The 25,403-nt window shown below is 60.1% G+C and carries 28 protein-coding genes and 1 pseudogene; 24 read left to right on the top strand and 5 right to left on the bottom strand.

Going from position 1 to position 25,403, the window contains the following annotated elements; translation table 11 throughout:
• Window positions 1-236: pseudogene (locus CDE01S_RS18875) on the top strand (class III cytochrome C family protein); the annotation flags it as partial.
• Between the two features lie 356 nt (window positions 237-592).
• Here the strand turns inward: CDE01S_RS18875 and CDE01S_RS15825 are convergent.
• The 3 genes from CDE01S_RS15825 to CDE01S_RS15815 all read right to left on the bottom strand — a co-directional run bounded on the left by CDE01S_RS15825 (window position 593) and on the right by CDE01S_RS15815 (window position 5,573).
• A complete protein-coding gene (locus CDE01S_RS15825; protein WP_066709750.1) occupies window positions 593-1,309 on the bottom strand; it encodes an MgtC/SapB family protein in 717 nt (238 codons plus the stop codon).
• A gap of 10 nt (window positions 1,310-1,319) precedes the next feature.
• Window positions 1,320-4,085 carry a magnesium-translocating P-type ATPase gene (gene mgtA / locus CDE01S_RS15820; protein WP_066709758.1) on the bottom strand — a complete coding sequence of 922 codons (2,766 nt, stop codon included), beginning with the start codon at window positions 4,083-4,085 and terminating at the stop codon, window positions 1,320-1,322.
• Between the two features lie 123 nt (window positions 4,086-4,208).
• A complete protein-coding gene (locus CDE01S_RS15815) occupies window positions 4,209-5,573 on the bottom strand; it encodes a carbohydrate porin (protein ID WP_066709746.1) in 1,365 nt (454 codons plus the stop codon).
• Between the two features lie 423 nt (window positions 5,574-5,996).
• Here CDE01S_RS15815 and CDE01S_RS15810 point away from each other — a divergent pair, with 423 nt between their 5' ends.
• Entirely contained in the window at window positions 5,997-6,326 is a 330-nt protein-coding gene (locus CDE01S_RS15810; RefSeq protein WP_157077155.1) for a hypothetical protein, read from the top strand.
• Between the two features lie 701 nt (window positions 6,327-7,027).
• Here the strand turns inward: CDE01S_RS15810 and CDE01S_RS15805 are convergent.
• Window positions 7,028-7,300 (bottom strand): ATP-binding protein, encoded by a 273-nt coding sequence (locus CDE01S_RS15805; protein ID WP_066709742.1) that lies wholly within the window; start codon window positions 7,298-7,300, stop codon window positions 7,028-7,030.
• A gap of 343 nt (window positions 7,301-7,643) precedes the next feature.
• On the opposite strand from CDE01S_RS15805, the gene CDE01S_RS15800 reads away from it, so the two are divergent.
• From CDE01S_RS15800 to CDE01S_RS15785, 3 genes are all read left to right on the top strand, one after another.
• Window positions 7,644-8,573: an AAA family ATPase gene (locus CDE01S_RS15800; protein ID WP_066709740.1), complete on the top strand. Its 930-nt coding sequence runs from the start codon at window positions 7,644-7,646 to the stop codon at window positions 8,571-8,573.
• A gap of 399 nt (window positions 8,574-8,972) precedes the next feature.
• Window positions 8,973-10,085: a hypothetical protein gene (locus tag CDE01S_RS15790; protein WP_066709736.1), complete on the top strand. Its 1,113-nt coding sequence runs from the start codon at window positions 8,973-8,975 to the stop codon at window positions 10,083-10,085.
• Window positions 10,082-11,023: a hypothetical protein gene (locus tag CDE01S_RS15785; protein ID WP_066709734.1), complete on the top strand. Its 942-nt coding sequence runs from the start codon at window positions 10,082-10,084 to the stop codon at window positions 11,021-11,023. Before CDE01S_RS15790 ends, CDE01S_RS15785 begins: the two co-directional genes overlap by 4 nt.
• 13 nt (window positions 11,024-11,036) lie before the next feature.
• Here CDE01S_RS15785 and CDE01S_RS15780 read toward each other — a convergent pair whose 3' ends face one another.
• Entirely contained in the window at window positions 11,037-11,486 is a 450-nt protein-coding gene (locus CDE01S_RS15780; protein WP_157077154.1) for a hypothetical protein, read from the bottom strand.
• A 110-nt stretch (window positions 11,487-11,596) separates the two neighbouring features.
• Here CDE01S_RS15780 and radA point away from each other — a divergent pair, with 110 nt between their 5' ends.
• From radA to CDE01S_RS15685, 19 genes are all read left to right on the top strand, one after another.
• On the top strand, window positions 11,597-12,964 hold the full coding sequence (gene radA, locus CDE01S_RS15775) for a DNA repair protein RadA (RefSeq protein ID WP_066709730.1): 1,368 nt from the start codon (window positions 11,597-11,599) through the stop codon (window positions 12,962-12,964).
• Between the two features lie 73 nt (window positions 12,965-13,037).
• Window positions 13,038-13,298, top strand: coding sequence for a helix-turn-helix domain-containing protein (locus CDE01S_RS15770; protein ID WP_157077153.1), 261 nt, complete (start codon window positions 13,038-13,040; stop codon window positions 13,296-13,298).
• Window positions 13,299-13,429: 131 nt separating this feature from the next.
• Window positions 13,430-13,825, top strand: a complete 396-nt coding sequence (locus CDE01S_RS15765; protein WP_066709724.1) for a hypothetical protein — start codon at window positions 13,430-13,432, stop codon at window positions 13,823-13,825.
• Between the two features lie 81 nt (window positions 13,826-13,906).
• Window positions 13,907-14,500: a hypothetical protein gene (locus tag CDE01S_RS15760; protein WP_066709721.1), complete on the top strand. Its 594-nt coding sequence runs from the start codon at window positions 13,907-13,909 to the stop codon at window positions 14,498-14,500.
• A gap of 165 nt (window positions 14,501-14,665) precedes the next feature.
• The gene (locus tag CDE01S_RS15755; protein ID WP_066709718.1) at window positions 14,666-14,989 is read left to right on the top strand and encodes a hypothetical protein; all 324 of its coding nucleotides are present in this window, start codon (window positions 14,666-14,668) and stop codon (window positions 14,987-14,989) included.
• A 176-nt stretch (window positions 14,990-15,165) separates the two neighbouring features.
• On the top strand, window positions 15,166-15,411 hold the full coding sequence (locus tag CDE01S_RS18560) for a hypothetical protein (protein WP_157077152.1): 246 nt from the start codon (window positions 15,166-15,168) through the stop codon (window positions 15,409-15,411).
• Window positions 15,412-15,432: 21 nt separating this feature from the next.
• The gene (locus CDE01S_RS15745; RefSeq protein WP_439648679.1) at window positions 15,433-15,900 is read left to right on the top strand and encodes a hypothetical protein; all 468 of its coding nucleotides are present in this window, start codon (window positions 15,433-15,435) and stop codon (window positions 15,898-15,900) included.
• A 24-nt stretch (window positions 15,901-15,924) separates the two neighbouring features.
• Window positions 15,925-16,356: an HD domain-containing protein gene (locus CDE01S_RS15740; RefSeq protein ID WP_066709713.1), complete on the top strand. Its 432-nt coding sequence runs from the start codon at window positions 15,925-15,927 to the stop codon at window positions 16,354-16,356.
• Between the two features lie 197 nt (window positions 16,357-16,553).
• Window positions 16,554-17,156 carry a hypothetical protein gene (locus tag CDE01S_RS15735; protein WP_066709710.1) on the top strand — a complete coding sequence of 201 codons (603 nt, stop codon included), beginning with the start codon at window positions 16,554-16,556 and terminating at the stop codon, window positions 17,154-17,156.
• Between the two features lie 61 nt (window positions 17,157-17,217).
• Complete coding sequence (locus CDE01S_RS15730) at window positions 17,218-17,766, top strand: hypothetical protein (RefSeq protein WP_066709704.1); 549 nt, start codon at window positions 17,218-17,220, stop codon at window positions 17,764-17,766.
• 107 nt (window positions 17,767-17,873) lie between these two features.
• Complete coding sequence (locus tag CDE01S_RS18555) at window positions 17,874-18,377, top strand: hypothetical protein (protein WP_157077151.1); 504 nt, start codon at window positions 17,874-17,876, stop codon at window positions 18,375-18,377.
• A gap of 4 nt (window positions 18,378-18,381) precedes the next feature.
• On the top strand, window positions 18,382-18,879 hold the full coding sequence (locus CDE01S_RS19080) for a hypothetical protein (RefSeq protein ID WP_245636198.1): 498 nt from the start codon (window positions 18,382-18,384) through the stop codon (window positions 18,877-18,879).
• Complete coding sequence (locus CDE01S_RS15715) at window positions 18,768-19,364, top strand: RBBP9/YdeN family alpha/beta hydrolase (RefSeq protein ID WP_245636199.1); 597 nt, start codon at window positions 18,768-18,770, stop codon at window positions 19,362-19,364. Before CDE01S_RS19080 ends, CDE01S_RS15715 begins: the two co-directional genes overlap by 112 nt.
• A 151-nt stretch (window positions 19,365-19,515) precedes the next feature.
• Window positions 19,516-20,514: a sulfate ABC transporter substrate-binding protein gene (locus CDE01S_RS15710; protein ID WP_066709691.1), complete on the top strand. Its 999-nt coding sequence runs from the start codon at window positions 19,516-19,518 to the stop codon at window positions 20,512-20,514.
• Window positions 20,515-20,608: 94 nt separating this feature from the next.
• The gene (cysT, locus tag CDE01S_RS15705; RefSeq protein WP_066709689.1) at window positions 20,609-21,481 is read left to right on the top strand and encodes a sulfate ABC transporter permease subunit CysT; all 873 of its coding nucleotides are present in this window, start codon (window positions 20,609-20,611) and stop codon (window positions 21,479-21,481) included.
• Window positions 21,478-22,461, top strand: a complete 984-nt coding sequence (cysW, locus tag CDE01S_RS15700) for a sulfate ABC transporter permease subunit CysW (protein ID WP_245636197.1) — start codon at window positions 21,478-21,480, stop codon at window positions 22,459-22,461. The genes cysT and cysW overlap by 4 nt, the downstream gene beginning before the upstream one ends.
• Window positions 22,462-22,470: 9 nt before the next feature.
• Entirely contained in the window at window positions 22,471-23,604 is a 1,134-nt protein-coding gene (locus CDE01S_RS15695; RefSeq protein WP_066709686.1) for a sulfate/molybdate ABC transporter ATP-binding protein, read from the top strand.
• Window positions 23,585-24,091, top strand: coding sequence for a disulfide bond formation protein B (locus CDE01S_RS15690; RefSeq protein WP_066709684.1), 507 nt, complete (start codon window positions 23,585-23,587; stop codon window positions 24,089-24,091). Before CDE01S_RS15695 ends, CDE01S_RS15690 begins: the two co-directional genes overlap by 20 nt.
• Before the next feature lie 409 nt (window positions 24,092-24,500).
• Window positions 24,501-25,403 (top strand): cache domain-containing protein (locus CDE01S_RS15685; RefSeq protein ID WP_174525478.1); only part of this gene is annotated, 903 nt, incomplete at its 3' end.

Genomic DNA, 25,403 nt, shown 5'->3' with positions numbered 1-25,403 from the left:
CCCTAGATCGCGATCATGCAACCAGTTGCGATACCTGCCACAAGAACAACGACTATAACCAGTACACCTGTTACGGCTGCCATGAGCATTCGCAGGAAAATATTCGAGCCGAGCATGTCGAGGAAGGTATACAGAACTTCGAGAACTGCGTGGAATGTCATCGCGATCCGCGCGTAGAGCCCGACGAGCGAGCAGGGCGAATTGGGCGAGGTGTCGGCCGAGAAGAACGGGACTAAAGTGAACGGACGCCTACCGACAATGGCTTAAATGAGGCGGTTTGCAGTCGCTGGTTTATTGGATTTCAACGACAGCTCCCAGCCTTAAGCCGGCGTCGATGCCCCGCTGGCCGGTCGGCAGCGGTTGCTGCCGTCGGTGACCGCGTCGTTGCCCAACGGTTTTAGACCAAGAGCAGTCATCTCGCAACAAGCGGAATCGCCAACGCAACGACCGGTTTCCGCGGTCCAGCCGACATTGGGGGCCTACCGCGGCAAGAAGAATTATTGATAGCTGCTGACCTTGCTGCAAGAAAATTCCCTCCCCCTGTAATGACGCGTGAGGAGGTAGGTCCGCAAGCTGGGGGGCACGTCGGCCACTACTCGGTTGTACTCGCGCTCCAGAATGCTTGGCGTATGCCTGGTAAGGCGGCAAGGCGGTCTACGAGTGCATCCAGCTCTTCTCCATTTACGGACGTAGCCGCAAGAGTCGCCTCGATTTCGACTTCGTTCTGGCCGAAACTATGCAGATCAAGGTCTCTAACCGGGTGATTGCTAAGCTCCAACTCTCCCTCAAGCTGCGACATCACAATCTTCTGATGGCTGCGCTCCGCGATCACGTAGACCGTATTCGTGACCTCCACGGACGCGTCATCGAGCGGCTTGCGATTAATTGCATTAACGATAGGGCGCAGCAGGGTGTTTGCCGCTAACACGAACAAAGTCGCCACCACGGCCTCTGGAATCAGATCAGCTCCCGCCGCCCCACCGACCGCAGCTGAGGCCCAAAGCGTTGCTGCGGTGTTCAGGCCACGCACATTGCCTTCTTCGCGCATGATCACTCCGGCTCCCAGGAAGCCGATCCCGGAAACCACATACGCCAGCACGTGAACCCCACCGGCGTGGCCATCTAGCCGATTGGCAAGATCTACAAAGACCGCAGAGCCCACCGCGACCAGCACATTGGTTCTTAAACCAGCCGTACGCTGGCGGTATTGACGCTCCAGACCGATTAATCCGCCCAAGAAGAACGCAGTAGTCAAGCTAACCAGCGTGTCAAGCAGTGAACTCAGGTTGATGTTGTGAATTGCTTCCATTTCGATCTCCTTATTGCCACCCGTAGCGGCGGGCGTACATCCCTTTCATGGCTTGCGTCAAGCCCATATAGGCCAGCAAGATCAGGGGCAACAGCGCAAAGTACAGCGGCGGCAGCGCCTGCAGTTTGAAATAGTTTGCAAATGGCCCCATGGGCAAGAAGATCCCTACGGCAATGATGATGCCCGTCGTCAGCAAAAGCGGCGTGGCGGCCCGACTTTGAATGAACGGCAATTTGGGTGTACGGATCATGTGCACGATCAGCGTCTGAGTCAGCAAACCCACTACAAACCAGCCCGACTGAAACAGGGTCTGGCTTCCGGGACTATTCGCGCCAAATACAAACCACATCATGGCGTAGGTCGTGATGTCGAAGATCGAGCTGATAGGGCCAAAGAACACCATGAAGCGCCCAATGTCGTCGGGCTGCCAACGCTGCGGCTTTTGCACCAGCTCTTCGTCTACGTGGTCAAACGGGATGGCAATTTGGGAGATGTCATAGAGCAGGTTCTGCACCAGCAGATGCATGGGAAGCATGGGAAGGAATGGAATGAATGCGCTGGCTACCAAGACGGAGAAGACATTCCCGAAGTTTGAGCTGGCTGTCATCTTGATGTACTTCAACATATTGGCGAAGGTTCGGCGCCCCTCGACCACCCCTTCTTCCAGAACCATCAGGCTCTTCTCCAGCAGGATGATGTCCGCAGCCTCTTTGGCGATATCGACGGCGGTGTCGACTGAAATTCCAATATCAGCCGTTCGCAAGGCAGGGGCGTCGTTAATTCCATCCCCCATAAAGCCGACGACATGGCCGTTGGTCTTCAGCATGCGAACAATGCGCTCCTTCTGCGAAGGCGTCAGCTTTGCAAAGACATTATTCTTCTCGACAGCGACGGCCAGTTCCTGGTCGCTCATGCGCTCGACATCACTGCCACGCAATACCCCATGCTGCTGCAAACCGACTTCGCGGCAGATCTTCGCTGTCACCAGTTCGTTGTCACCCGTCAGAATCTTGACAGCGACACCATGCTCTTCCAGCGCCTTGATCGCGGGCGCGGTGGATTCCTTGGGTGGATCAAGGAAGGCAACGTAGCCGACCAACGTCAAGTCGCGCTCATCAGCAACACCGTAGACCTCTTGCGTTGGCGGAATTTCTTTGGTGGCAACCGCCACCACCCGTAGCCCTTCTTCGTTGAGGTCCTCCGTGACGGCCCGGATCTTGCGCAACAGCTGCTCGCTGAGCGGCTCCAGGACTTCGCCATGCCGGACTCGGCTACAGACCGCCAGGATCTCTTCCACGGCTCCCTTACAAATCAACTCGTGGTGATCCTCGCGTTCGCTCACAACCACCGACATGCGCCGGCGTGTAAAGTCAAAAGGAATCTCGTCTACCTTGCGGTAGTTACTGGCTGGATTGAGCTCCTGGTGCACTTCCACATGCTCCAGGACCGCAACGTCCAGGAGATTTTTCAATCCAGTCTGGTAGTAGCTGTTCAGATACGCCATCTCCAACACTTCGTCGGATTCCTCACCCCAGACGTCGACATGCCTGGTCAGGAAGATCTTGTCCTGCGTCAGCGTCCCTGTTTTGTCGGTGCACAGGACATCCATGGCTCCAAAGTTCTGGATGGCGTCCAGGCGCTTGACTATGACTTTTCGGCGCGACATCAGTACCGCCCCTTTTGCCAACGTCGACGTGACAATCATCGGCAGCATTTCCGGAGTGAGGCCAACGGCTATCGAAAGCGCAAACAGCAACGCCTCCATCCAGTCATGCTTGGTGACGCCATTGATCAGCAGAACCAGCGGCGCCATGACGAACATAAACCGAATCAGAAGCCAGCTAACCTTGTTGACACCGGCCTGAAAGGACGTTGGCGCACGATCTGTGGTGGTCAAACGACCCGCTAGCGCACCGAAATACGTGCTCCCGCCCGTACTCAGCACAATCGCGGTGGCAGAGCCGGAAACGACGTTAGTCCCCATAAACAGGATGTTGTCCAGCTCAAGGACGCCGATGACGTTTCCATCGCTCAAGTGACCGAACTTCTCAACCGGCATAGACTCACCCGTCATGGCCGCCTGGGAAACAAAGAGGTCTTTCGCCGACAGGACACGGCAGTCGGCAGGAATCATGTCACCGGCCGATAGAACGATGATGTCGCCCGGCACCAGCAGCTTGATCGGTAGCTCGGCCCGGTGCGCCGGTTTGACGTGGAGCTGGACACCAAAATATCTCCCCGCATCAGACGCGGCATCGGCAGAGATGTCCCGTCGAATCACGGTCGCCGTTGTGCTGACCATGGCCTTCAAGGCGTCCGCAGCCTTGTTCGATTTCGCCTCCTGCCAAAAGCGCAGCAGGGTGGACAGGACCACCATTGCGCTGATCACCACCGTCGCTTTCAGATCCTCCGTAACGTAGGACACCCCGGCCAGCAGGGTCAGAAGGAGATTGAAGGGGTTCTTGTAGCAATGCCAAAAGTGCACCCACCAGGGCAGCGGCTTCTCATGGTCTACCTCGTTGAAGCCGACTTCTTCTCGAATGACATCGGCTTGCGCATCTGTCAACCCTTCCGGGTTACTTGAGAACTTTCTGTAGAGGGCGCTGGAGTCGGCAAGAGACGAGTCAATCAGTAGCCTGGTGACCGCGGGCGGAACATCTCGACTGATTTCTGTCTGCGTAAGCCCTTCGAACAAGGCGAGCCTGCGGAAGTGCCTGCCCATATGCCTGGCCCGAACAAAGCCGGCGAAAAATTCTTTCAAGAAACTGAAGTTCATTCTTTTGCCCTCACGTATGGGGTGATTCGCCATTTCAGCGAGTCAATTCAACCATTCAAGATCCAGTCGCAAAGCGAGTATGCCTAGCGAATTTGACGAAATCGCAGTCTGTCGGCGGCTTCCTTAAAATTCCATGTGCAGGCGCAGTCCCCAGACATCCACCGGACCTCGGTCCGGGTTGTAGGCCGGGTTGGTGATACGCTGCCAATCCAGCGTCAGGTGGGTCTGCTGGCTCAGACCAATCAGGTAATACGCCTCGATGATCTGCTCATTACCGTAGCGAACTGGTCCGTAGGGATTGGGGCCATCGCCAATAAACAAGGCATACAGACCCCGCCCCAGATACGCTTGCCGGTCCGCGCTCGCATACTGATTGGAAAACCCCAGTCCAGCCGCATCGAACGGGCGCCCCCAAACCTGCCCCTGGGCCACGACGCCAGCGCTTAGACTCGAATCCGCTTCTGTGAAGGCCATGGTCTCGCCGTCGCTGTGCGTCGTCATGCCACGCGCGAAGATGCTTAGCGCAGGTGCCAAGACCTGCTCGATGTTGAAACCCACTCCGGTTTTCGTGCGGTCGATCCGGGGATTGGCGCCGTTCTCATCAAAGCCACTGTCGATGCTGGCGATATTGGCCGTGCTGGCATAGGTGCTCAGGCGCATGCGGTTGGAGAACCAGACCAGTCGGACGGCGCCAGTCGCCCAGCGCTTTTCCAATTCCAGGTTGTAGCCCACACGGTTCTTCCACCAGCCCTCGAAATCCAGATCCAGTTGATTGGGCAAGACGGGCATGAGGTAGCGGCCGAATCGAATGCTGTAGTCGTCCCATGCCAGTTCGCCCGTGATACCGAAGGTGTAGCCCCGGGCATCGGCCGCGAAGTCAAACGCGCTGCTGGTCATCAGGGACCAGTTCAGGAAACCGTTGGGTCCCTTATGGGCGTAGCTGTTGTAGTCATAGATGCCCAGCAGGTCTTGTTTGCCGACCGTCAAGGTAAAGCGCCGGGACTTCGCTGCCTGGGCAAAGTGCATGTTGTCCTCCTCCAGGTCGGCAGAGCTACCGCCCAGGTCGAACCGGTGCCGCACGTATGCCAAGGCCGTGTAGTACATGAAATCAGGCTGGATCACACGCTGCAGGTCGCTGTTGGTCAGGCCAGCCAAGCCTCCTGCATCGCTCAGCGCTACGCCGCGAATCGCCTCGGCCCGGTACCAGAACTCGGTATTGCTGGAGTTGCGATAGCCAATGTTCAGCCCCAGCATGGTGGTCTGCGAACGCTCGGGCGCCGATTGCAAGCTGTTGCCGCCCTGGTCGGGCGTGCTTTCGTACAGACTGGGAAAGCTATCGTGAAACTGACCGATCAGGTTTACGTCGCCATGAAGGCGCCACGGCGAATCGCCCCCAGGCAGGCGCAGCCAGTTATCGGGCCCGGCATCAGCCGCCCATGCGTAGGGCAGGCAAGCCCAGAGCAGTACGAATTTGCAGACGAACCGCATGTTCCTTCTCCTGTGGTGAACAGGGAGAGACCGCGGGGATGTGATTCATCCAGGCGAAGGCCAAGCCACCCAGCAGCTTGGCAATGCTTAGAAGAACAGCTTGGAAGAGAGAAATCCCGACGACTCGGGATCAGGAGCAAGCGGCCTGAAAGGCCACTGCGCAGAAGATTTCTGTGCGGGGTCCGATCAGGCAGCCGAGCGCAAACTCAACCGACTACTGTCACTGGAACCATTACCCACAAGAAACCCCGAAAGTTGATGACGGCGGGATTGTAATTGTGCGACGCAGCACGGTCAACCAGGCAAGTTCTTATGACCGACAAAGCGCGAACGGGCGACGGCTACCTGGCTAAATTGGGCTGGCTTCGGGACTTATTCCTTGGAGATTTCAGGGACTCTGGCTACCATAGGAAATGTAAAGATATGTATACCAACGTCTCCGCCACCGCTAGGCCCAAGGCTGGGCGCCTGCTCAAATGGTTTCCTGTACTCGTTGTCGGGGGAGCAGGCGTGTTGGGCGTCATCGGCCTGCTTTGGCTCTGGCGGGGCAAGCCGCCATCGATGGCGGCCGCGTACTGGAGTCTGATCAGTTTCGCCGCCATGGTGCTCTATCTCGTTGCGGAGTCTTTCCGCCCCAGCAATCCATGGTTCGCCGCCTGGCTGAAGCTGCCGCTGCTCGTCAGAGCCGCGCTGCCAATCGGCGTCGGCGCCGTGACGCTGTACTTCGGCCTTCAGACCTGCGCGAAGCAATAAGCCGAATCAAACCGCTTCCTATTTTGGGGGCGTCGTCCGGCGCTGCCTTTGGATCCCACTTCGCGCAATTGGCTGCGCTTGGGCAATTGGCCGCGCACCAATCACTGAGGCTTGGCACAGAGACCAGCATCCGGCCGTCACGGCAGACGACGGGCTAGGGGTAATTGCCGAGCCGGCCGGCTCTTTCCCGGCATAGGCATGGTCGCCTCGAATCGTCGCGCCCGCGAGCGGCAACCGCGCCAAGGCCAAGCTCAGCAAAACTACAAAAAGAACTGTCCGTTTCTTCATGGTCATCCTCCATTTATGGAGAGATAGCAATTTGACGCTCCCCAAACAAGAGCTTTTGCAGGCTGTCTTGAAGCAAGAATAGGCAGCGTCTCCTCCGATTTCAAACGCTGCGGCCGTCTGTGGGTTCTCTACGCCCCTTCGCAGAGCCCATAAAGCCAATGTAAAGGCGACTTACTAGAAGCCGGACGCGGTCCAGCGGCGTTTGATTCGAGTCGGACATACGGATTCAAGAATAACTGAGTGCCATTAGCATTTTCTCCGATTCGGCGGATGTTATCTGAGCGGGCGGCTGCGCTTGAATCCAGCTTGACATACAACAGATGAAGTCGCTAAGGGTGAGCCAACTACCGGCTCAGGACGCTTGCTTCCCGGCAAGCGAAAAAGTTAGTTGCGACTCTTGTCAGGAATCGAGCCTAGGCGGCAAGGGTTCTCGGTCCGGGATAGCGGTCAATCGCTGGCATGACATGGGTACCGCAGCCGTCGTCCGTGATCTTGAGCGTCTTGCGCTCAGGGTCGAAGTCGAATGCGATGACAGTGGCGCCGGCACGCCGGGCGTTTTGCATCAGCTCAGCCAGGACGGTAAAGCTGGTGGCGAACAGGTGCTTCATCGAAGCGAAGAACTTCTTCTCGTTCGTGCTCGCGCGAACTTCCTGTTCGGCGACGTTGATTTCTTGGGTTGCTTCCATTTGACTCTCCAGAAAAGAAAGAGCCGGGAAGCACGACCCCGGTCCGGGATGAGCTTTCCCGGCGGGGTGATTGAATGATCAGCTAGTGATCGAGTGAAAGGGCTGGCATGGAGCCAGCGGTTTGGACAGGGCCAAAACGGGCGAAGTATAGCTCTTGGGGGCAATTCCAAGTGAATTTGTGTCAGCGCGGCCGAAATTGGGAGCAAAGAAGCGGCTGCAGTGCGCTGCCCGTGCCGGATGGTCGGCGGTACGGGCCTTGACAGGAGGCCATCACGTGAGATTCTTGAATGGAACAGAACACGCGCAGCCACTCCACCTGTAATCAATCCACGCTCCACGCCCAATGACCCGATATCACGACGTGCTCACATTAGCCGCCGCCGCTCTCGACGGAGACGTCCAGCGGGCGCTGACCACCTGCAAGGTCATCGCCGCGAACGAAGGGCAGACCTCCAATCTGCGCCGCCTGCTGCTCAAGAAGATCGACCAGAAAGAAAAGAGCCTACGGGGTATAAGCGCGCTGAACGAGGTTCAATTGCCGCCCCAGCTCGCCGGGCTTTTGCTCCAACTTGAGCCGAAGCTTCGGACAGATCAGGTTGACCTGCCGGACCAGGTGCGTGAGGAACTGGATGAATTCCTGGAAGACTGCGCCGCCAAGGAATACTTCAGTGCCCATGGAGTGGCGCTCGGCAATCGTGCGCTGCTGATCGGCCCGCCGGGCAACGGGAAGACTACGCTGGCCGGCGCGATGGCACTGGCCCTGGACCTTCCCATCTTCCAGGTGGATTTCAGCAACATCATCAGTCGGCACCTGGGAGAAACCGGCAGCAAGCTGGCAAGTGTGTTCCGGGGCCTGGAAGGCCGGCCTTGCGTTCTTTTCATGGACGAGATGGAAACGGTGCTGGCAGCACGGGGCGGTACCGCCGGCACCCAGGACATCGGCGAAATGCGCCGGATCGTTTCGACACTGCTCCTCGAAATGGACCGTCTCCCTGACTCCGTGGTGTTGATCGGCGCGACAAACCACCCGGAGCTTCTTGATCGTGCTGTACAGCGTCGATTTCACTACCACTGGACCCTGCCGGCGCCCGATGATGCACGAGTGCGCCGCTGGATGACGGAATTCGCTGAGAGGTACCCAGGGGTTCCTATCGCCCAGGAAATGCCTTTACCGGTAGCAGATGGCCGCTCGATATCCCAGTTGGAAACCGAGGCACTCAAGTGGTGCCGTGGCTGGATCCGGCGTCAGGCGAGGGCGGATCATGGGAAATGAGTTGCTCAGCACTGACGAAGCGCAGGAGCTGATCAGGCTGGTTGAAGCAGAACCTGCAGCCAGGCCTCGGATCGACCCGCAACATGCCCTGGTTCTCTTCGGGCTCAAGCTGATCGCGCCCATCGACGGAGACAAGGCCAAGGGATACGCCCCGACCAGAGCGGGAAGCCTGCTGGCCAGGAAGCTGACAGCTGCCACCCCGGTGGTTCCGCCCGCAGCTCCAGGCGCCCACCCACACCAGAATACCGATCCTCATTGGCCATTCCCGATCCGGATCCGGTAATGACGTCACCACACAGTCAAAGGCGCGACTAAAGATTTAGTTGCGCCTTTAGTTTGATTTGCATAGAATAAAGGCGCGACTAAATATTAAGTCGCGCCTTTATAGAGGCGTCCGCCATGAACGAATTGATTTCTGGGTCACACAGCACGGACGAGGAAGACGCTCGCCCTATTCGCCGTGAAATCGGCTTCGAGCCCGATGGCAAGTGGCGTGATTGGTGGGTCAAGGTGGTCACCGGTCACACATTGCGGGACCTGCGCGGCAACATCATGGGCCTGGCGTATGTCCTGGCCAGATCGAAACATCCTCAGGAGAGGGCGGTCTGCGTCCTTTCCGACACGAGAATCACGCCCGAACGACTCTCCGCGGAAATCAGGCTCGTCAACGACGTGATGCGTCCGGACATCGCATCGCGAATTGCCGTTGTGCAGAGGTTTTCTGACGGCCGGATCAGTGACGGCTTCGGGATCGACCTGCAGTTCAAGCAGTGGCTCGATGACCTGGTGCGCCACGAAGGTTCCCGTCCCGGCATCCCGGGGGCAACCCAGCAGTCCGTTTTCTCGCTCCTGATCCTGAACTGGCTCAAGCACGAGGGTGCGCTGACAAGGTCCGCGATTCAGGAGTCCGCTGGCGCGAGCTACCCCACTGTCGCCAATGTCCTGGCCAAACTGCAAGGCATGGGCATCCTGGAGCCGCGCTCCGACAAGAGGGTGGAGCTCAAGCGCTTTCCCTGGGAGGAATGGAGTCGATGGGTGGTCGGCCGGCAGGAAGATCGAAAGACCGTGGTGTTCTCAAGTCCGGGAGGGCACGGCCGCACACCGGAAGAAATGGCGCGGCGCCTGACGAAACTGGGGCGTGACGACATCGCTGTCGGTGGGGTCCTGGGGGCCAAGCGCTACTACCCCAAGCTCGACATCAGCGGCAGCGTCCGCCTGGATCTGACGGTCAAGGGCACGGAAAAGAGCGCCGATCTGGGATTCATCCGGCAACTGGACGCCGGCTTGGTACGCGCCACCGAGCCGGGGGCGACGGGCGCCATCGCCGTGCACTTCCTGGGCACACGGGCCGACAGCCGGTTCGAGATGGGCGAGGACGGCACACTATGGGCGGACCCGGTAGAGTGCCTGGCCGATCTGTACGAGCTGCGTCTGGACGCTCAAGCGAAGGAGATGCTCAATGCGATGATCGAGGACAGGAAGAGAAAACAGAGCATGGAGCACCACCGATGAACGACCTGATTTCGCCCGTGCAGATCCTGTCCGAAGTTGCCAAGGCGATTCCGGCCGATTGTCATCAGCACGTCATCATCATCGGCAGCCTGGCGGCCGGATACCACTTTTTCCGCACCGATGAAGGGCGAACCCTGCGCACGAAGGATGTGGACTGCATGTTCGCGCCCAGTGCCAAGGCCGTTGTGATGGCAAGAGGTGTCGCCGAGCAGCTCTTCGACGCAAAATGGACATACCGGGAATCGACAGACTGGCCAGCCCCCGGCAAGCCGGAGCAGCCGCTCGAACAGTTGCCTCTCGTACGGCTCAATCCCCCCGGAAACGATGAATGGTTCATCGAGCTGCTCGGTGCGCCGGAAGAGAGGCCTGATGCAACGCGCGGCCGTAACCTTGTCCGTCTGGAAACCCGCTACGGGCACTTTACGTTATGCAGCTTCGGTTACCTGGGGCTGGTCGAGCACAAGCCGTTGATCACCGAGTTCGGGATCTACATCGCCAGCCCGGAAATGATGGCGCTGGCCAACCTCCTGCACCATCCCCGAATCGGGGCAGAAGTCATGAGCGGCGATCAGTTCGGAGGCGGGATCAAACGGTCGAACAAGGATCTCGGCAGGGTTCTGGCACTGGCCTACCTGACCACCACCCAGGAACTGGAAACCTGGCCGGAGAAATGGGCCGAGGCCTTGGAAGTCAGATACCCAATGGAAGCCCCGGAACTGGCTGTACGCGCCGGCACCGGCCTGCGCGAGCTCCTCGCCAGCCCCGATGACTTGCACCAGGCGCACATCACCTGCTCACGCGGATTGCTGGCATCAATGGACGTACGTCTTGAAGCGCTGCAGGCCACGGGTGAACGCCTCATGGCCGATGTGATAGAGCCCTTGGAAGAAAAAGCAAGGCAGAGTGCTGAACGGCCGCGGCCTAAGACGGCAGGATAGCCGGGACCTTGGATTACAGCCCCATCGCTTCCAGCTTGGCACGAGCCTCGCGCCGGCCCAACTTGCGGTAAGCCGCGATCGCCAGTAGTGACTTGCCACGCGGGACTACCCCGGAACCTTCTTTCTCCCACCTGCTGACCGTCAAGGCCGACGCACCCATAAGGGCGCCGGCCTCCTTGAGGGTCAGCCCAAGACGGACACGGTGCTTGGCCAGGCCTGCCGGGCTGAGCCGAATGGAACCGGTGCGCGCAGATGATTCTTCGACCGCAGGTGGGGACATCGCCTTGGCCGACTTGCCCACGCGCCGCAGCTGCTGCTCAAGCCCGGAAATCCGGCGCTTCAAGGCGGCAATTTCCGATCTGTAGTGTGCAGACGCTTTTCGCAGGCTGGAGACCTCGGATTTGATGACTTTGCGCGACAAACGGGTAATTTCGTCTCTCAACAGCGATCCAAGATTGGGCATTTCGAACTTTCTGATTTGGGATGTCGAATGGAAAACCCATCCTACCCCGTACCGGAGCCGAGCGCAAAGCAAGGACTTGACTCAGCGCGGTTCCATGAGATGGTGGGAGCATGTCAAAAGAAAAAACCACCTACACCTGCACGGAGTGCGGCGGCAGCAATTCGAAGTGGCTGGGCAAGTGTCCGCACTGCGGAGCATGGAACACCCTCATCGAAACCGCGACCGACACCGGGACGCCCGCCAAGAACCGTTTCTCGGCCTTGGCCGGCACAAGTGAAGTCATGCCGCTGGCGGACATCGAAGCAACGGATATCAGCCGGACACCCACGGGGATCGAGGAGCTCGACCGTGTGTTCGGTGGAGGGATTGTCGAAGGGGGCGTGGTGCTGATCGGCGGCGACCCCGGGATCGGCAAATCGACCCTGCTGCTGCAGGCCATGGACGCTCTCCAACGCTCGGGCATGAGCACGCTGTACGTGACCGGCGAGGAGAGCGGCGCCCAGGTAGCTCTACGGTCCAAGCGCCTGGGACTGGACAAGTCGCAGGTCCGGGTTCTGGCGGAAATCCAGCTGGAGAAGATCCTCGGCGTGATTTCCATCGACAAGCCCGAAGTGGTGGTGATCGACTCCATCCAGACCGTGTACTCGGAACACCTCACGTCGGCGCCGGGATCCGTGGCCCAGGTGCGCGAATGTGCGGCCCACCTGACGCGCTGCGCGAAAGCCACCGGAGCCACGATCATTCTCGTCGGCCACGTGACCAAGGAAGGTGCCCTGGCCGGTCCGCGCGTGCTGGAGCACATGGTGGACACGGTGCTCTACTTCGAGGGCGACACCCATAGCAGCTACCGGCTCATCCGGGCGATCAAAAACCGCTTTGGTTCGGTCAACGAGATCGGCATCTTCGGGATGACGGAGCGGGGCCTCAAGGGCGTCAGCAACCCCAGCGCCATCTTCCTGAGCCAGCACCCCCAGCCGGTCCCCGGCAGTTGTGTCATGGTGACCATGGAGGGCACGCGACCCATGCTGGTGGAGCTGCAGGCGCTGGTCGACGCCGGCGGCCCCAGCCCGCGCAGACTTTCGGTGGGGCTGGAGCGCGATCGCCTGGCCATGCTGCTGGCGGTCCTGCACCGGCATGCCGGCGTGGCCTGCGGCGACCAGGACGTGTTCGTCAATGCGGTGGGCGGCGTCAAGATCAGCGAGCCGGCAGCGGACCTGGGCGTGCTGCTGGCCATCACCTCCTCCTTGCGGGGCAAGGCCATGCCGGAGGGTTTCGTCGCCTTCGGGGAAGTGGGGCTGGCAGGGGAGGTGCGGCCGGCGCCGCGGGGCCAGGAACGCCTGCGGGAGGCCGCCAAGCTCGGCTTCGCGCATGCGGTGGTGCCCAAGGCCAATGCGCCGAAAAAGCCGATCGAGGGCATGCAGGTCATTGCCGTGGAGCGGATTGAAGAGGCCCTGGAAGCTGTCCGCGCCTTGCAGTAGTCCTGCACATGGAATCCAGCAAAATAGGACCCGCCAACTTGGCACCTGTACAAAAATGACACAAAACACCAGCATGAAATACCTGGCCGACGCCCTGCGCCTGGCCATGGAAGAGCGCGGTCTGAGCGAAACGGACCTCGCGCGGGAGACGAACTTACGCGCCCTGTCCATCTACAGCGCCCTCAGCGGGCGCGAGGATTGCAACGTTTCGACACTGCTGATGCTCGCAGAGCGGCTGGGCATGGAGCTCATCCTGGTGCCCCGGGGCGCGGGCGTTTCGATCAAACCGGAAGGCGCCGGTGGCGCCGGAACGGAAAAAAACACCGCCGGCTAAAGCTTTCGTAGAATGCGACCAATCGTTGTGCCTCTGGCACGCGACGCCAGCTGAGGCACTCAGCCTTTTCATCAACCCTTCCGGGACTACGTCCCGAAGGGCTGTGGTTCCCGTATTTTCGGAGAACCACCATGCAAACCAATCACAGTGCCAGTTTCAATGATGAGACCCCGCTCTTGCGGGTTCTGTCCGAAAAACTCGCTGGGATGATCCCACCCCCCGTTGCAAGCCGTCAGAGTGGCCCCGGGACGCATCGCAAGGAAGACCTCCAGGTCGTCCACGCCGATGAGTTCGACCCGGCAAGCCTGCTCAACGAACTGACCAACGAAACGCCTGCGCTCGGTGCCACCGACGAGAGCCGTCAGATCCTCGGGCAACTGGGGCTCGATAGCGGCATCCCGTCCGACGGCAACCTCATGCGCATGCTGACCGTGCGTGAGGTGATTCACAAGACGCGCAACGACCCGGCATACACCCGCAAGGGCATGTGCCAGGACCTGACCGCCGCCGGCATCGAATGCCATTGAGGCCGGCACCAACGTCCACAAGACAAGCCCGGGGCTCACAAGCCCTGGGTCTTCCATCAAACAAAAAACCACGAATTCATCATGAAAAAACTCATTTCTGCAATCACCGCCCTTGCCGCCACCGTGCTGCTGTCGGGCTGCTTCCTGCCGGAGAATTTCCAGGCTTCCATCAAGATCAACGAAGACGCGAGCTACAGCTTTTCCTATCAGGGGAAAACCGCATTCGTTCCTGCCGCCATGGAAATGAAGCGCACCGGGCAGTCGCCCAGCGCGAAAACGAACCAGGATCTCCAAGCGCAAGCTGAGCGCCTTTCGCAGCGGCCGGATGTGAAAAAGGCCAAGTACCTCGGTGACGGCCGCTTCGACTTCGACATCCAGGGCCAGCGCAAGGCAGGCCAGCAGGCCGACGTGCTCGACGTGCTCAAGGTCTATACCGACAAGGACGGCGTGATCAACATCTCCTCGATCGGCCTCAACGGCAAGGACAAGGATGAGCTCGCCAAGCTGGGGCTCAAGATCGAGGGCAAGCTCGATGTGTCGTTGCCCAAGAACGCCGAGGTCATTTCGACCAACGCGACGTCCAAGCCGTCTCTCTTCGGTCTGTTCGGGACCTATTCCTGGAAGATCGGATCCGTCGAAGACCGCCCCGTCATGCGGGTGCGGGTTCGCCAGTAAGCCATCCGCCCATTAAACCGGGCATGAAAACGCCGCCAAGCATCTGCTGGCGGCGTTTTTCATTGGCAGGTAAGGAATGGGCTACAGCAGAGGGGCCATCTTGACGTGAAGGGTTCCCCTGGTAGTCTTGAAACGGAAGAAACAACTAAACAGCATGGAGGAAATATGCCGGCAACCATCTCCCAATGGGCCACAACACCCGATGAAAAAGCGGCTTGGGAGGAACTCGACGCCGCAGAATCGAGACTGGAGCAACACCTGCTCAAGTCCGATGGTCAGATCGCCAAGGTTGGCGGCTGGGGCTACTACATCGGCCGCGACGGGCGCATGCTGTGCGCGCCCCTCATGGTCGATGAATCGCTGGACCTCGAGACGAGCTTCCATCGTAGCGAACACGAGGGTTTGAGTGCACAGGATATGCGCGACATCGCCGGCAACGTTCGCGCTTGGCTGCAAAATAGCCAGGTGACGGCGGCGACAGCGGCCTGAAGCGAAGAAACGTTGAAGGGTAATTTAGGCAAACGGGACATCATGTGGAACTGAATCGCCAGACAGCTCTCCCGAAACCAAAATTCGGCGAGACGTGCAATGGATGCGGCTACTGCTGCAGCGTGGAGCCTTGCAAACTGGCCCAAGAGTATCTGCACAGCACGAAGGGCCCCTGCATGGCACTGGAAATGCATGAAGGCACAGCCCGCTGTGGATTCGTTCGCAACCCGCTGGCGTATCTATTCAAGGCGGTCCATCCCGATGCTGATGTCCCCGTACTGGATGCTCCGCCGGCTATCGAGCATGGCTACCAACTTTCAGTCAGATTTGCGACTGTCCTTGGCTTCGGCAAGGGGTGCGACGCAGATGACGACGAGGATACTGCTGCATGGTCGGCAGGATCCTCTGCAACACAATCCTGATAGCTGAAACATCGAAAGTAGATGATGACAAACAATGAACTGTTGGCCGCCTTACCGGCCTTGCTGCCCAAGGCGATCGGATGGGCCGAAGCCATGGAAAAGGACATTCTTGCCCGCGGCCAGCCATTGACCGCCCGGATGGTCACCGTGGCGCGAATTGTCGGCGTCGGCCGGCCGGAAGATGTACGCATTCTGGAGGTCGATCGGATTCCCATGCCGGAGAATGAGGAACTGCGGCAAGCAGCCATGGTCACCGGCCTGTTCAACCCGGACATCACGGGCATGACCTTCGGGCATGGCATTGTGATCTGCAAGGGCCATTGGACGACGCGCCTGGTGTCGCACGAGCTGAGACACGTCCACCAATACGAAGCAGCCGGCTCGGTTGCAGCATTCCTGCCCGTCTATCTGCACCAGGTCGCCGTTCATGGATACCATGACGCCCCTCTGGAACGCGATGCGCGGGGTCACGAAACGACGGTCTCCTGAATGGCAACTCCTGCGCCGGGATCCATGGATCTCCTGTCCGCATACCAGCTGGCATCCGAACTGCACGCGGGGCAGGTGGACAAAGCCGGCCGCCCCTACATCGAGCATTTGACACGTGTGTGCCTGCGCGTAATGACCGCTGGCGGCGACCTCATTCAGCAGATCGCCTCGCTACTGCATGATGCACTAGAAGACAAGAAAACGACGGTTGGCGGACTTCGCCTCGCCGGAGTTCCGGAGCCGGCCATTGCCCTGATCGTGGTGCTGAGCCGGGGAGACGGCCAGTCCTATGCCGATTACATCCAGGGCATCAAGGTTGAACCGCGTGCCGTCCTCATCAAGAAAGAGGATCTGGCGGACAACTCAGATCCGTTGCGACTGGCTCTGCTGCCAGCCGACGTCGCCAAGAGCCTGGTGCTTAGGTACAGCCGAGCCATCCAGAACCTGGGAAGCTGACATAAAAACACCATTTCACCGGGGCATTGGCTAGAATTTCACGAAATTGGCTCATGCCGATTGCTGACCGGCGCACTAGCGCCAGTGCCAGCCTCATCAAACAGGCCGCCAGCCGGCCAATTCTTCAACCCTCGCGGGAAAGCTACACAGCTCCCGCAAGGGGCAAGTTGTAGCTCCGCAAAATCAGGAGCAGCAGCATGCTGAACCATACGAATCACCAGGGTGCCGCCACCACGCAAATGGTCGAGTACCAACAGTTCGCCAATCTGCCCGGTCTTTCCAAGCTGGTCGATGCCTACAAGGGTTCGGCGCCAGGGGAGTGGAGTGCTGCCTACACGGGCGGCAAGGAAAGCCTCTCCATCAAGGCGGCCGACTCGAAGGAGTTTGGCATCGTCGCCGAGATGAACCTGTTCCGCAACCGCGGCTACGACGTCAAGGCGAACTCCGAATTCATCGTGCTCGCCCACAAGATGATGCCCATCCTCCTGGAGGCCTTCGCCATCGTGCGTTCCAACTACATCGGCAATCCGCGTGCGGAAAAGCTCATGGAGTTGGCCGCGGCACCGGTTGGGCTTGATCTGGACGGCAACGCCGACGACGAAAAGAAGGCGGGATCCGTGCCGTTGCCCTCCTACTACGAAGTGGTGTGGGAAGACAACACCATTCGCCTCGTCGACGGCAAGATCCTGTGCAACACGTGCTCGGTTCCGTTCGACATTGCCGAAGGGGTCAAGTACATGGCCGCCAACCGCCTGCGCGAGCACACCGTCAACCGGGATCGCATCGTCTCCGTCATGTGAATGGCACTGGGCGAAAAGTCAATTTGGACCACTCGGTGGTCCTCCAGAAAGGAAACAAGTCATGACTGAACAAGTCACTCCCAAAGAATGGGTTGCCAAGATGCTCAGCAGCATGGAGCCAAGGCTGGTGGCCAGCGAAGCCCTGAAAGAGGGCATCCTGACGCAATTCATCAGCGTGCGCCAGCGGCGGGCGATGCAGCAGATCCTCCAGGGCGAAGAGTCCGACTGGATGGTCCAGCTCATCCTTGAGCTCAAAGCCCACATCGAAGCGATGCCGGTGACGTACGCCACACAGGACCAGGGCGACGATGCCGTGGTGCAGCTGCACTACTTCCTCGGCTCGGCCGATGCCTGGGTAACGGAGAAGGATGCCGGCGACCCCGAGAACAATGACTTTCGCCAGGCGCAGGCCTTTGGGAAGGTCTGCCTCAGCGGGGAAATGTCCGAAGCGGAAGCCGGCTACATCAGTATCGAAGAGTTGCTCGCCAACGATTTCGAGCTGGATCTGTACTGGACGCCGAAGTGCCTGAAGGCCATCTTCGGAGCGAGTGACACATCTGCATTCGATCAGCCGGAAATGGACAGCCAGGACAAACCGCCTGTGCTGTAACCACTGCCAATGTGAAACCGCCAGCGTTCCTTCGGGAACCTGGCGGTTTTTTCATGGGGACACGAAATCATGCTCCACGGTCTTTTAATGCTGAAAGCATCCGGGTCTTGAATCCGTTTGTAGCGCAAAAAGACACAACTTCCGCTCATGCAGATAGAATCAAGTCACTTTGGCTATGCCAAATGCTGGTCGGCAAATTCGCCTATGCCAGCCTATCAACACTGACCGCATGCCGGTCAAATCAAACAACTGCCCAGGGCGAACAATCGCCCGGTCGGGCATGTTCATTTTCCTTGGGCTTCAAGCAGGAGTTAAAGGAAATGTTAGAAACCACACAGCACACCCTCAAGGCAATTGAGGGGTACCTTGCCAACAAGGCAGATAAGGGCGATGAAGTTGCCACTGGCTTGCACAAACTGTTGAAGCCTTTGCTGAATCCTCGCCAGCTCATTTCAGAGCTTCGAAGTGAAGGCTATGCAGTAGTCCTGTTTTCGCCTGACGAACTCGGGACCGCAACGGCAAAGAGTCTTGAAAATCGGTTGGTCGAACTCGGTAACGAGGCGATCACTGATTTGCAGGAATCCATTTCCAGTGAGTCTCGGAAAGGCTAGGAAAATGGGTAAAACCACAAACGTGCTCATTGAGCCGCTGCAAAACTTGCTGCGCCACATCGAGCGGGATCTGGCGAACAACGCGCCGGAATGGAAGCCAACGGATGTCCCGGAGTATGTTCAAGCAGTTCTTGCTCTCCGAGAGCTTGGAATTGAGCATATTTACGAGAATCCCGATGTGGACGATGTCGTCAATGACGTTCTTCAGCGCTCGGAAGAGTATGGCTTCACCCCTGATGAAGACATGGTGGGTGAAGCCGTGGCCGAATCGGCTGGCCTGCTCAACATTACTCTGACGGACCAAGAAACGGCCGCAGCTTGCGAGCGCATCATGGCGAAGCGAGGCGAATCCGCTGAACTCCAGCGCGGTTACCCAAAATGGCAAGCGATCTGCGCATCCTCATCGTTCCCGGCTGGCGTGACTCCGGCCCGGGCCACTGGCAAAGCCTGTGGGCCGAGCGCTATGCGCACACCGTGCGGGTCCAGCAGGACAACTGGCTGACACCGGAACGGGCGGCCTGGGTCAACACCATCAGCCGTACCATCGAAGCCCAGCCGGGGCCGGTGGTGGTGGTGGCGCACAGCCTGGGTTGCATCGCTGTCACGCATCTGCCGCCCGAAGTCACCTCACGCATCCAGGGCGCGCTGCTGGTGGCGCCGGCCGACCCGGAGCGCCGCGCGGTGCTTGCCGATTTCGCGCCCGCGCCATGCCAGAAGCTGCCGTACCGCAGCATTCTGGTGGCCAGCAGCAACGACCCGTTCTGCCCGATCCGCCTGTCGGGGGCCTACGCGCGCAACTGGGGCAGCGAATTCGTGCGCGTGCCGGATGCCGGCCACATCAACGTCGACTCCGGCCACGGCGAATGGCCGCTGGGCGTGGCGCTGCTGCAGTCGCTGGTGGGCGAGGGCGGGTTGACCCCCGTGTCCAGTGCGGCGGCCAAGACCGCAGCCCAGCCGGAGCCCAGCGCCTCTCTGCACGCCGCCTAGGGCCTGTTCACACTTGAGAAACGAGTGTGAACAGGCTCTGCTTCTGTGCTTAGTCACATTGGTTATTAACTAAGCACAAAACAATCGTTTGGGTTCGGAGCTTCCCTCCGGACAATAACTACCTACGCCGCAACAACCGGTTTCACGCACCATGAAATTCAAGCAAATTGCCACTCTTTCCCTTGCCGCTGTTGCGCTGACAGCTAGCAATTTTGTAGCATCCCAGACGCTGCTCAATGCGTCCTACGACGTGGCGCGGGAGTTCTACAAGGACTACAACACCGCCTTCACGGCCCATTACAAGAAGACCACCGGCAAGGACGTCAAGATCGATCAGGCCCACGGCGGCTCCAGCGCCCAGGCGCGCGCCGTGGCCGACGGCCTGGACGCCGATGTGGTGACCATGAACACCACCACCGACATCGAGTTCCTGGCCTCCAAGGGCCTGGTGGCGGCTGACTGGGCCAAGCACTTCCCGAACAATGCCTCGCCCACCACCTCCACCATGCTGTTCCTGGTGCGCCAGGGCAATCCGAAAGCCATCAAGGACTGGGACGACCTCATCAAGCCCGGCGTGCAGGTGATCGTGGTCAACCCCAAGACCGGCGGCAACGGCCGCATGGCCTACCTGGCGGCCTGGGGTTCGGTGCGCAAGAAGGGCGGTACCGACGCACAGGCCGCCGAGTTCGTGGGCAAGCTGTTCAGGAACGTGCCGGTGCTGGCCAAGGGGGGGCGCGATGCCACCACCATCTTCCTGCAGCGCAACATCGGCGATGTGCTGATCACCTTCGAATCCGAAGTGGTGTCGGTGGACCGCGAGTTCGGTGCCGGCAAGGTTGATGCGATTCACCCGTCCAGCAGCCTCGTGACCGAGAACCCTGTGGCGGTGGTCGAGCGCACGGTGGCCAAGAAGGGCACAGGCGAACTCGCCAAGGCTTATCTGAACTACCTGTACTCCGATGAAGCGCAGGAAATTGCCGCCAAGCATGCACTGCGTCCGCGCAACCCGGCCATCCTGAAGAAATACGCTGCCACCTTCAAGCCGATCCAGTTCTTCACAGTGCAGGACTACTTCGGCAGCCTGGGTGAAGCGCAAAAGGTGCACTTCAACGACGGCGGCCAGTTCGACAAGCTCTACACGGTGAAATGACCCACCCCCGAAACGCCTTCGGCGTCTCCCCCTCAAGGGGGCGCCACCAGCGGCCCGGCAAAGCCGGTTCCGCGGTGGCCCACGAAAAGAAACCATGAATACTGCAATTTCTTCGCTGCCGCTGCCGCTGCCGGCGGCTGCCTTGCCACGACGTGCGCCACGCCGCGTGCTGCCCGGCTTCAACCTGACGTTGGGGTTCACCGTGCTCTACCTGAGCCTGATCGTGCTCATTCCCTTGTCAGCGCTGTTCTTCAAGACCTTCACGCTGTCCTTCGAGCAGTTCTGGGCTGCGGTCAGCTCGCCGCGTGTGCTGGCGTCCTACCGCCTGACGTTCGGCGCCTCTTTCCTGGCGGCGCTGGTCAATGTCGTAGCCGGCCTGCTGGTGGCCTGGGTGCTGGTGCGCTATTCCTTTCCCGGCAAGAAGATCGTCGATGCATTGGTGGACCTGCCGTTTGCGCTGCCCACCGCCGTGGCCGGCATTTCCTTGACGGCCTTGCTCGCTGGCAATGGCTGGGTCGGCCAGTACTTGGAGCCGCACGGCATCCAGCTGGCTTTCAAGCCGGCGGGTGTGGTGATTGCGCTCATCTTCATTGGCCTGCCTTTTGTCGTGCGCACGGTGCAGCCGGTGCTGGAAGATGCCGAGAAGGAGCTGGAAGAGGCCGCCACCTGCCTGGGTGCCACGCGCTGGCAGACCTTCACCCGCGTGATTTTTCCGTCCATCGCGCCGGCCTTGCTGACCGGTTTTGCCATGGCCTTTGCGCGCGCCATCGGAGAGTACGGCTCGGTGATTTTCATCGCCGGCAACATGCCCATGGTGTCGGAGATCACGCCGCTCATCATCATCGGCAAGCTGGAGCAGTACGACTACGCCGGCGCCACCGCCGTGGCGCTGGTGATGCTGGTCTTTTCCTTCATCCTGCTGCTGCTCATCAACGCCCTGCAGGCCTGGCAGCGTAAAAAATCATGAATACACCCCTGAGCCAAACTCGCTCTGCGAGTTCGTCATCCCCTCAAGGGGACAACGCCAGCAGCCCGGCGAAGCCGGTTCCGCGGCGTTCCCCGGTTCGATCCTCGACGTCCGAGATTGCCTGGGTGCGCTGGACGCTCATCGGCCTTGCCTTGGGTTTCATGCTGCTGTTCCTGGTGCTGCCGCTGGCGGCCGTGTTCACCGAGGCGCTGCGCAAGGGCTGGGACGCCTACTGGGAAGCATTGAAGGAGCCCGACGCCTGGGCGGCCATCCGCCTGACACTGATCACCGCCGCCATTGCGGTGCCGCTGAACCTGGTGTTCGGCGTGGCTGCCGCCTGGGCCATCGCCAAGTACGAGTTCCGTGCCAAAGCCTTCCTGACCACGCTGGTCGATCTGCCGTTCTCGGTGTCGCCCGTGGTGTCGGGCCTGATCTACGTGCTGATCTTCGGCGCGCAGGGCTGGTTCGGCCCCTGGCTGGCCGCGCACGACATCAAGATCATCTTTGCCGTGCCCGGCATCGTGCTGGCCACGGTGTTCGTCACCTTTCCCTTCATCGCCCGCGAGCTGATTCCGCTGATGCAGGCGCAGGGCAATGAAGAAGAACAGGCCGCCATCGTGCTGGGTGCCAGTGGCTGGCAGACCTTCTGGCACGTGACGCTGCCCAACATCAAGTGGGGCCTGATTTACGGCGTCATCCTGTGCAATGCGCGTGCCATGGGCGAGTTCGGTGCGGTGTCGGTGGTCTCGGGACACATCCGCGGCCAGACCAACACCATGCCGCTGCACGTGGAAGTGCTCTACAACGAGTACCAGTCGGTGGCCGCCTTTGCGGTGGCCTCGCTGCTGGCGTTGCTGGCGCTGGTCACCCTGGTCATCAAGTCCATCGTCGAGTGGCGGCACGAGCGCGAACTCAAGGCTGCCGCTGAACTGCCGCCGGAGCGGCCCTCCCTGCTTGCGGCCGCCGTGCCGGCCCGCTGAAAGACAACCATGAGCATCGAAATCCGCAATGTCAACAAGCAGTTTGGCGACTTCCACGCCCTGCGTGATGTCAGCCTGGACATCCAGTCCGGTGAACTGGTGGCGCTGCTGGGCCCCTCGGGCTGCGGCAAGACCACGCTGCTGCGCATCATCGCCGGGCTGGAAACACCTGATCAGGGCAGCATCCTGTTCAGTGGCGAAGACACCACCGACGTGCATGTGCGCGAGCGTCAGGTCGGTTTCGTGTTCCAGCACTACGCGCTGTTTCGCCACATGACCGTGTTCGAGAACGTGGCCTTCGGCCTGCGCGTCAAGCCCAGGAGCCAGCGCCCGAGCGAAGCCCAGATCAAGGCCAAGGTGCATGAACTGCTGAGCCTGGTTCAGTTGGACTGGCTGGCCGATCGTTACCCCTCGCAGCTTTCGGGCGGGCAGCGCCAGCGCATCGCCTTGGCGCGCGCGTTGGCGGTGGAACCCAAGGTGCTGTTGCTGGACGAACCCTTTGGCGCGCTCGACGCCAAGGTGCGCAAGGAGTTGCGCCGCTGGCTGCGCCGCCTGCACGACGAGCTGCACGTGACCAGCATCTTCGTCACGCACGACCAGGAGGAGGCGCTGGAAGTGGCCGACCGCGTGGTGCTGATGAACGGCGGCCGGGTCGAGCAGATCGGTTCGCCGCAGCAGGTGTGGGACCAGCCGGCCAGCCCCTTCGTCTACGGTTTTCTGGGCGACGTCAACCTGTTCCACGGCCGGGTGGAGCAGGGCGAGGTGGTGATCGGTGCCGGCCAGCAGGGCGTGCGACTCGATTCGCCCGAGCACCGCGACGCCGAGGATGCCAAGGCCTTTGCCTATGTGCGGCCGCATGACTTTGACGTGCAGCGCTACAAGGCAGAAACGTCTGACACAGCGGGCAGGCCGCTGGGCATCGTGGCCCGGCTCAGCCGCGCCATTGTGGTGGGCCCGATCGCACGGCTGGAACTTATTCCCGAAGACGCGCCCCAACCCGGGGACCAAGCGGTGATCGAGGCGCAGATTCCTGCGTCACAATACCGTGAACTCGATTTGAAGGAAGGCGATGTGCTGGTGTTGACACCGCGCAAGGCCCGCGTCTTCGTGGAAGGAAACCAGGATTTTGCTCACGCTGCTTGACACTTACCCCCGCCGGATCTTCGCCCTGATTGCCTTGGGCTGCGCTGCGCTGCTGGCCTTTGGCCTGTATTTACAGCACGTGGTGGGGCTGGAGCCCTGTCCGATGTGCATCGTGCAGCGTTACGCTCTTGTTTTGATAGCGCTTTTCGCTGCATTGACGGCCTCAACTGGCAATAAAGGCCTGCAGATCGTGGGCGCCGTGCTGCTGGTCGTGCTGGCGGCTTTGGGGGCCTTCGTCGCCGCACGCCAGAGCTGGCTGCAGTGGTACCCACCCGAGGTGGTGAGCTGCGGCCGCGATCTCTACGGCATGATCGAAACCTTCCCGCTGCAGCGTGCCATTCCCATGATCTTCAAGGGCAGTGGCGACTGTTCGGCCGTGGACTGGACCTTCCTCGGTGGCTCCATCGCCAACTGGTCCTTCCTGTGCTTCGTGGCCATCGGTCTGCTGAGCTTGGGGCTGCTTGCCCGCCGTGTGCGCCGGGCTTGATCACCGCTGCTGATCACCCGGCAACCGATCTGTCTCCTCACGCCGAAAGCCCGCTCAGGCTTGCCACCGGCGTGGGCGTCTTCGCACGCAAACCGGTTAATTGATGCTGTTTTGTGGCGCATTAAAACAGTATGTTTACTTATTGCCATCATTTATGGCAAAACTGCTTTACTGGCTTGTCACGAGGGTGACATATTTCTATACTCCCTCACGTATGTTGGACTAGTCATAAGCTAGCCACGTACGTCTCGTACCTGTTCAAGTTTTAGTCAGACAGTCTGGATGCGCGCAGTGTCTTCCACAGAGGGGGCTGCGCGCATTGCTGTATTCAGGGAAGGAAGAAACAGGCCGATATCAGTATCAACTTATATTGTTGCCGGGCGATCCTCGGCTGTACCGGCGAAACCGTATGTTTCGACTCTCTTCCTATAGCGTCGCCAAGCGACTGGGGCTGCTGATTGCCAGTGCCATCGCCGGTCTGGCCCTCCTGCTGGTTTTCTTCATGGTCACTGAACGGACCATGCTCATGCAGGAACGACAAGCCAGTGTCCGCCAGACTGTGGAAATCGCGCATGGCCTGATCGTTCACTTTCATGACCAGGCCACCAAGGGCAAGATGAGCGAGGCCGAGGCCAAGCAGCGTGCCTTGGAGGCCATCAAACCCCTGCGTTACAGCGGCGCCGAATACTTCTTCGTCACCGACATGCATCCCAACACGGTGATGCACCCGATCAAGCCCGAGCTGGACGGCAAGGACATGACCGAGAACAAGGACCCGACCGGCAAGCGCCTGTTCGTGGAGATGGTGAATGTCGTCAAGGCCGGCGGTGCTGGCGATGTGCCCTACATGTGGCCCAAGCCGGGCAGTGACAAGCCGGTGCAGAAAGTCTCCTACGTCAAGGGCTTCGCCCCGTGGGGCTGGATTGTCGGTTCTGGCGTTTATGTGGACACCGTGGACTCGGCCATCCTGGCCCGGGCGATCCAGTCGGGCCTGGGTGCCTTGGTTCTGGCCGCCATCCTGCTGGGGGTGGGCCTGATGATCGCGCGCAGCATCGTCAAGCAACTCGGCGGCGAGCCCAATGAGGCCAATGCCATCACACACCGCATGGCCCAAGGCGATATGAGTGTCGATATTGTGCTGAAACCGGGTGATAACGCCAGCATCATGCACGGCATCAAGGCGGTGCGTGACAACGTGGCCAAGATCGTGGCCCATGTCCGCGAAGGCAGCGAATCGGTCGCTACCGCCAGTGCTGAAATTGCCCAAGGCAACCAGGATCTGAGCGCCCGCACCGAAAGCCAGGCCAGCGCG

It is taken from the genome of Curvibacter delicatus NBRC 14919, assembly GCF_001592265.1.
In the GTDB taxonomy this organism is placed as follows: domain Bacteria; phylum Pseudomonadota; class Gammaproteobacteria; order Burkholderiales; family Burkholderiaceae_C; genus Hylemonella; species Hylemonella delicata.
The sequence above is the reverse complement of the archived record's forward strand: the minus strand, read 5'-3'. Positions and strand labels throughout refer to the sequence as shown.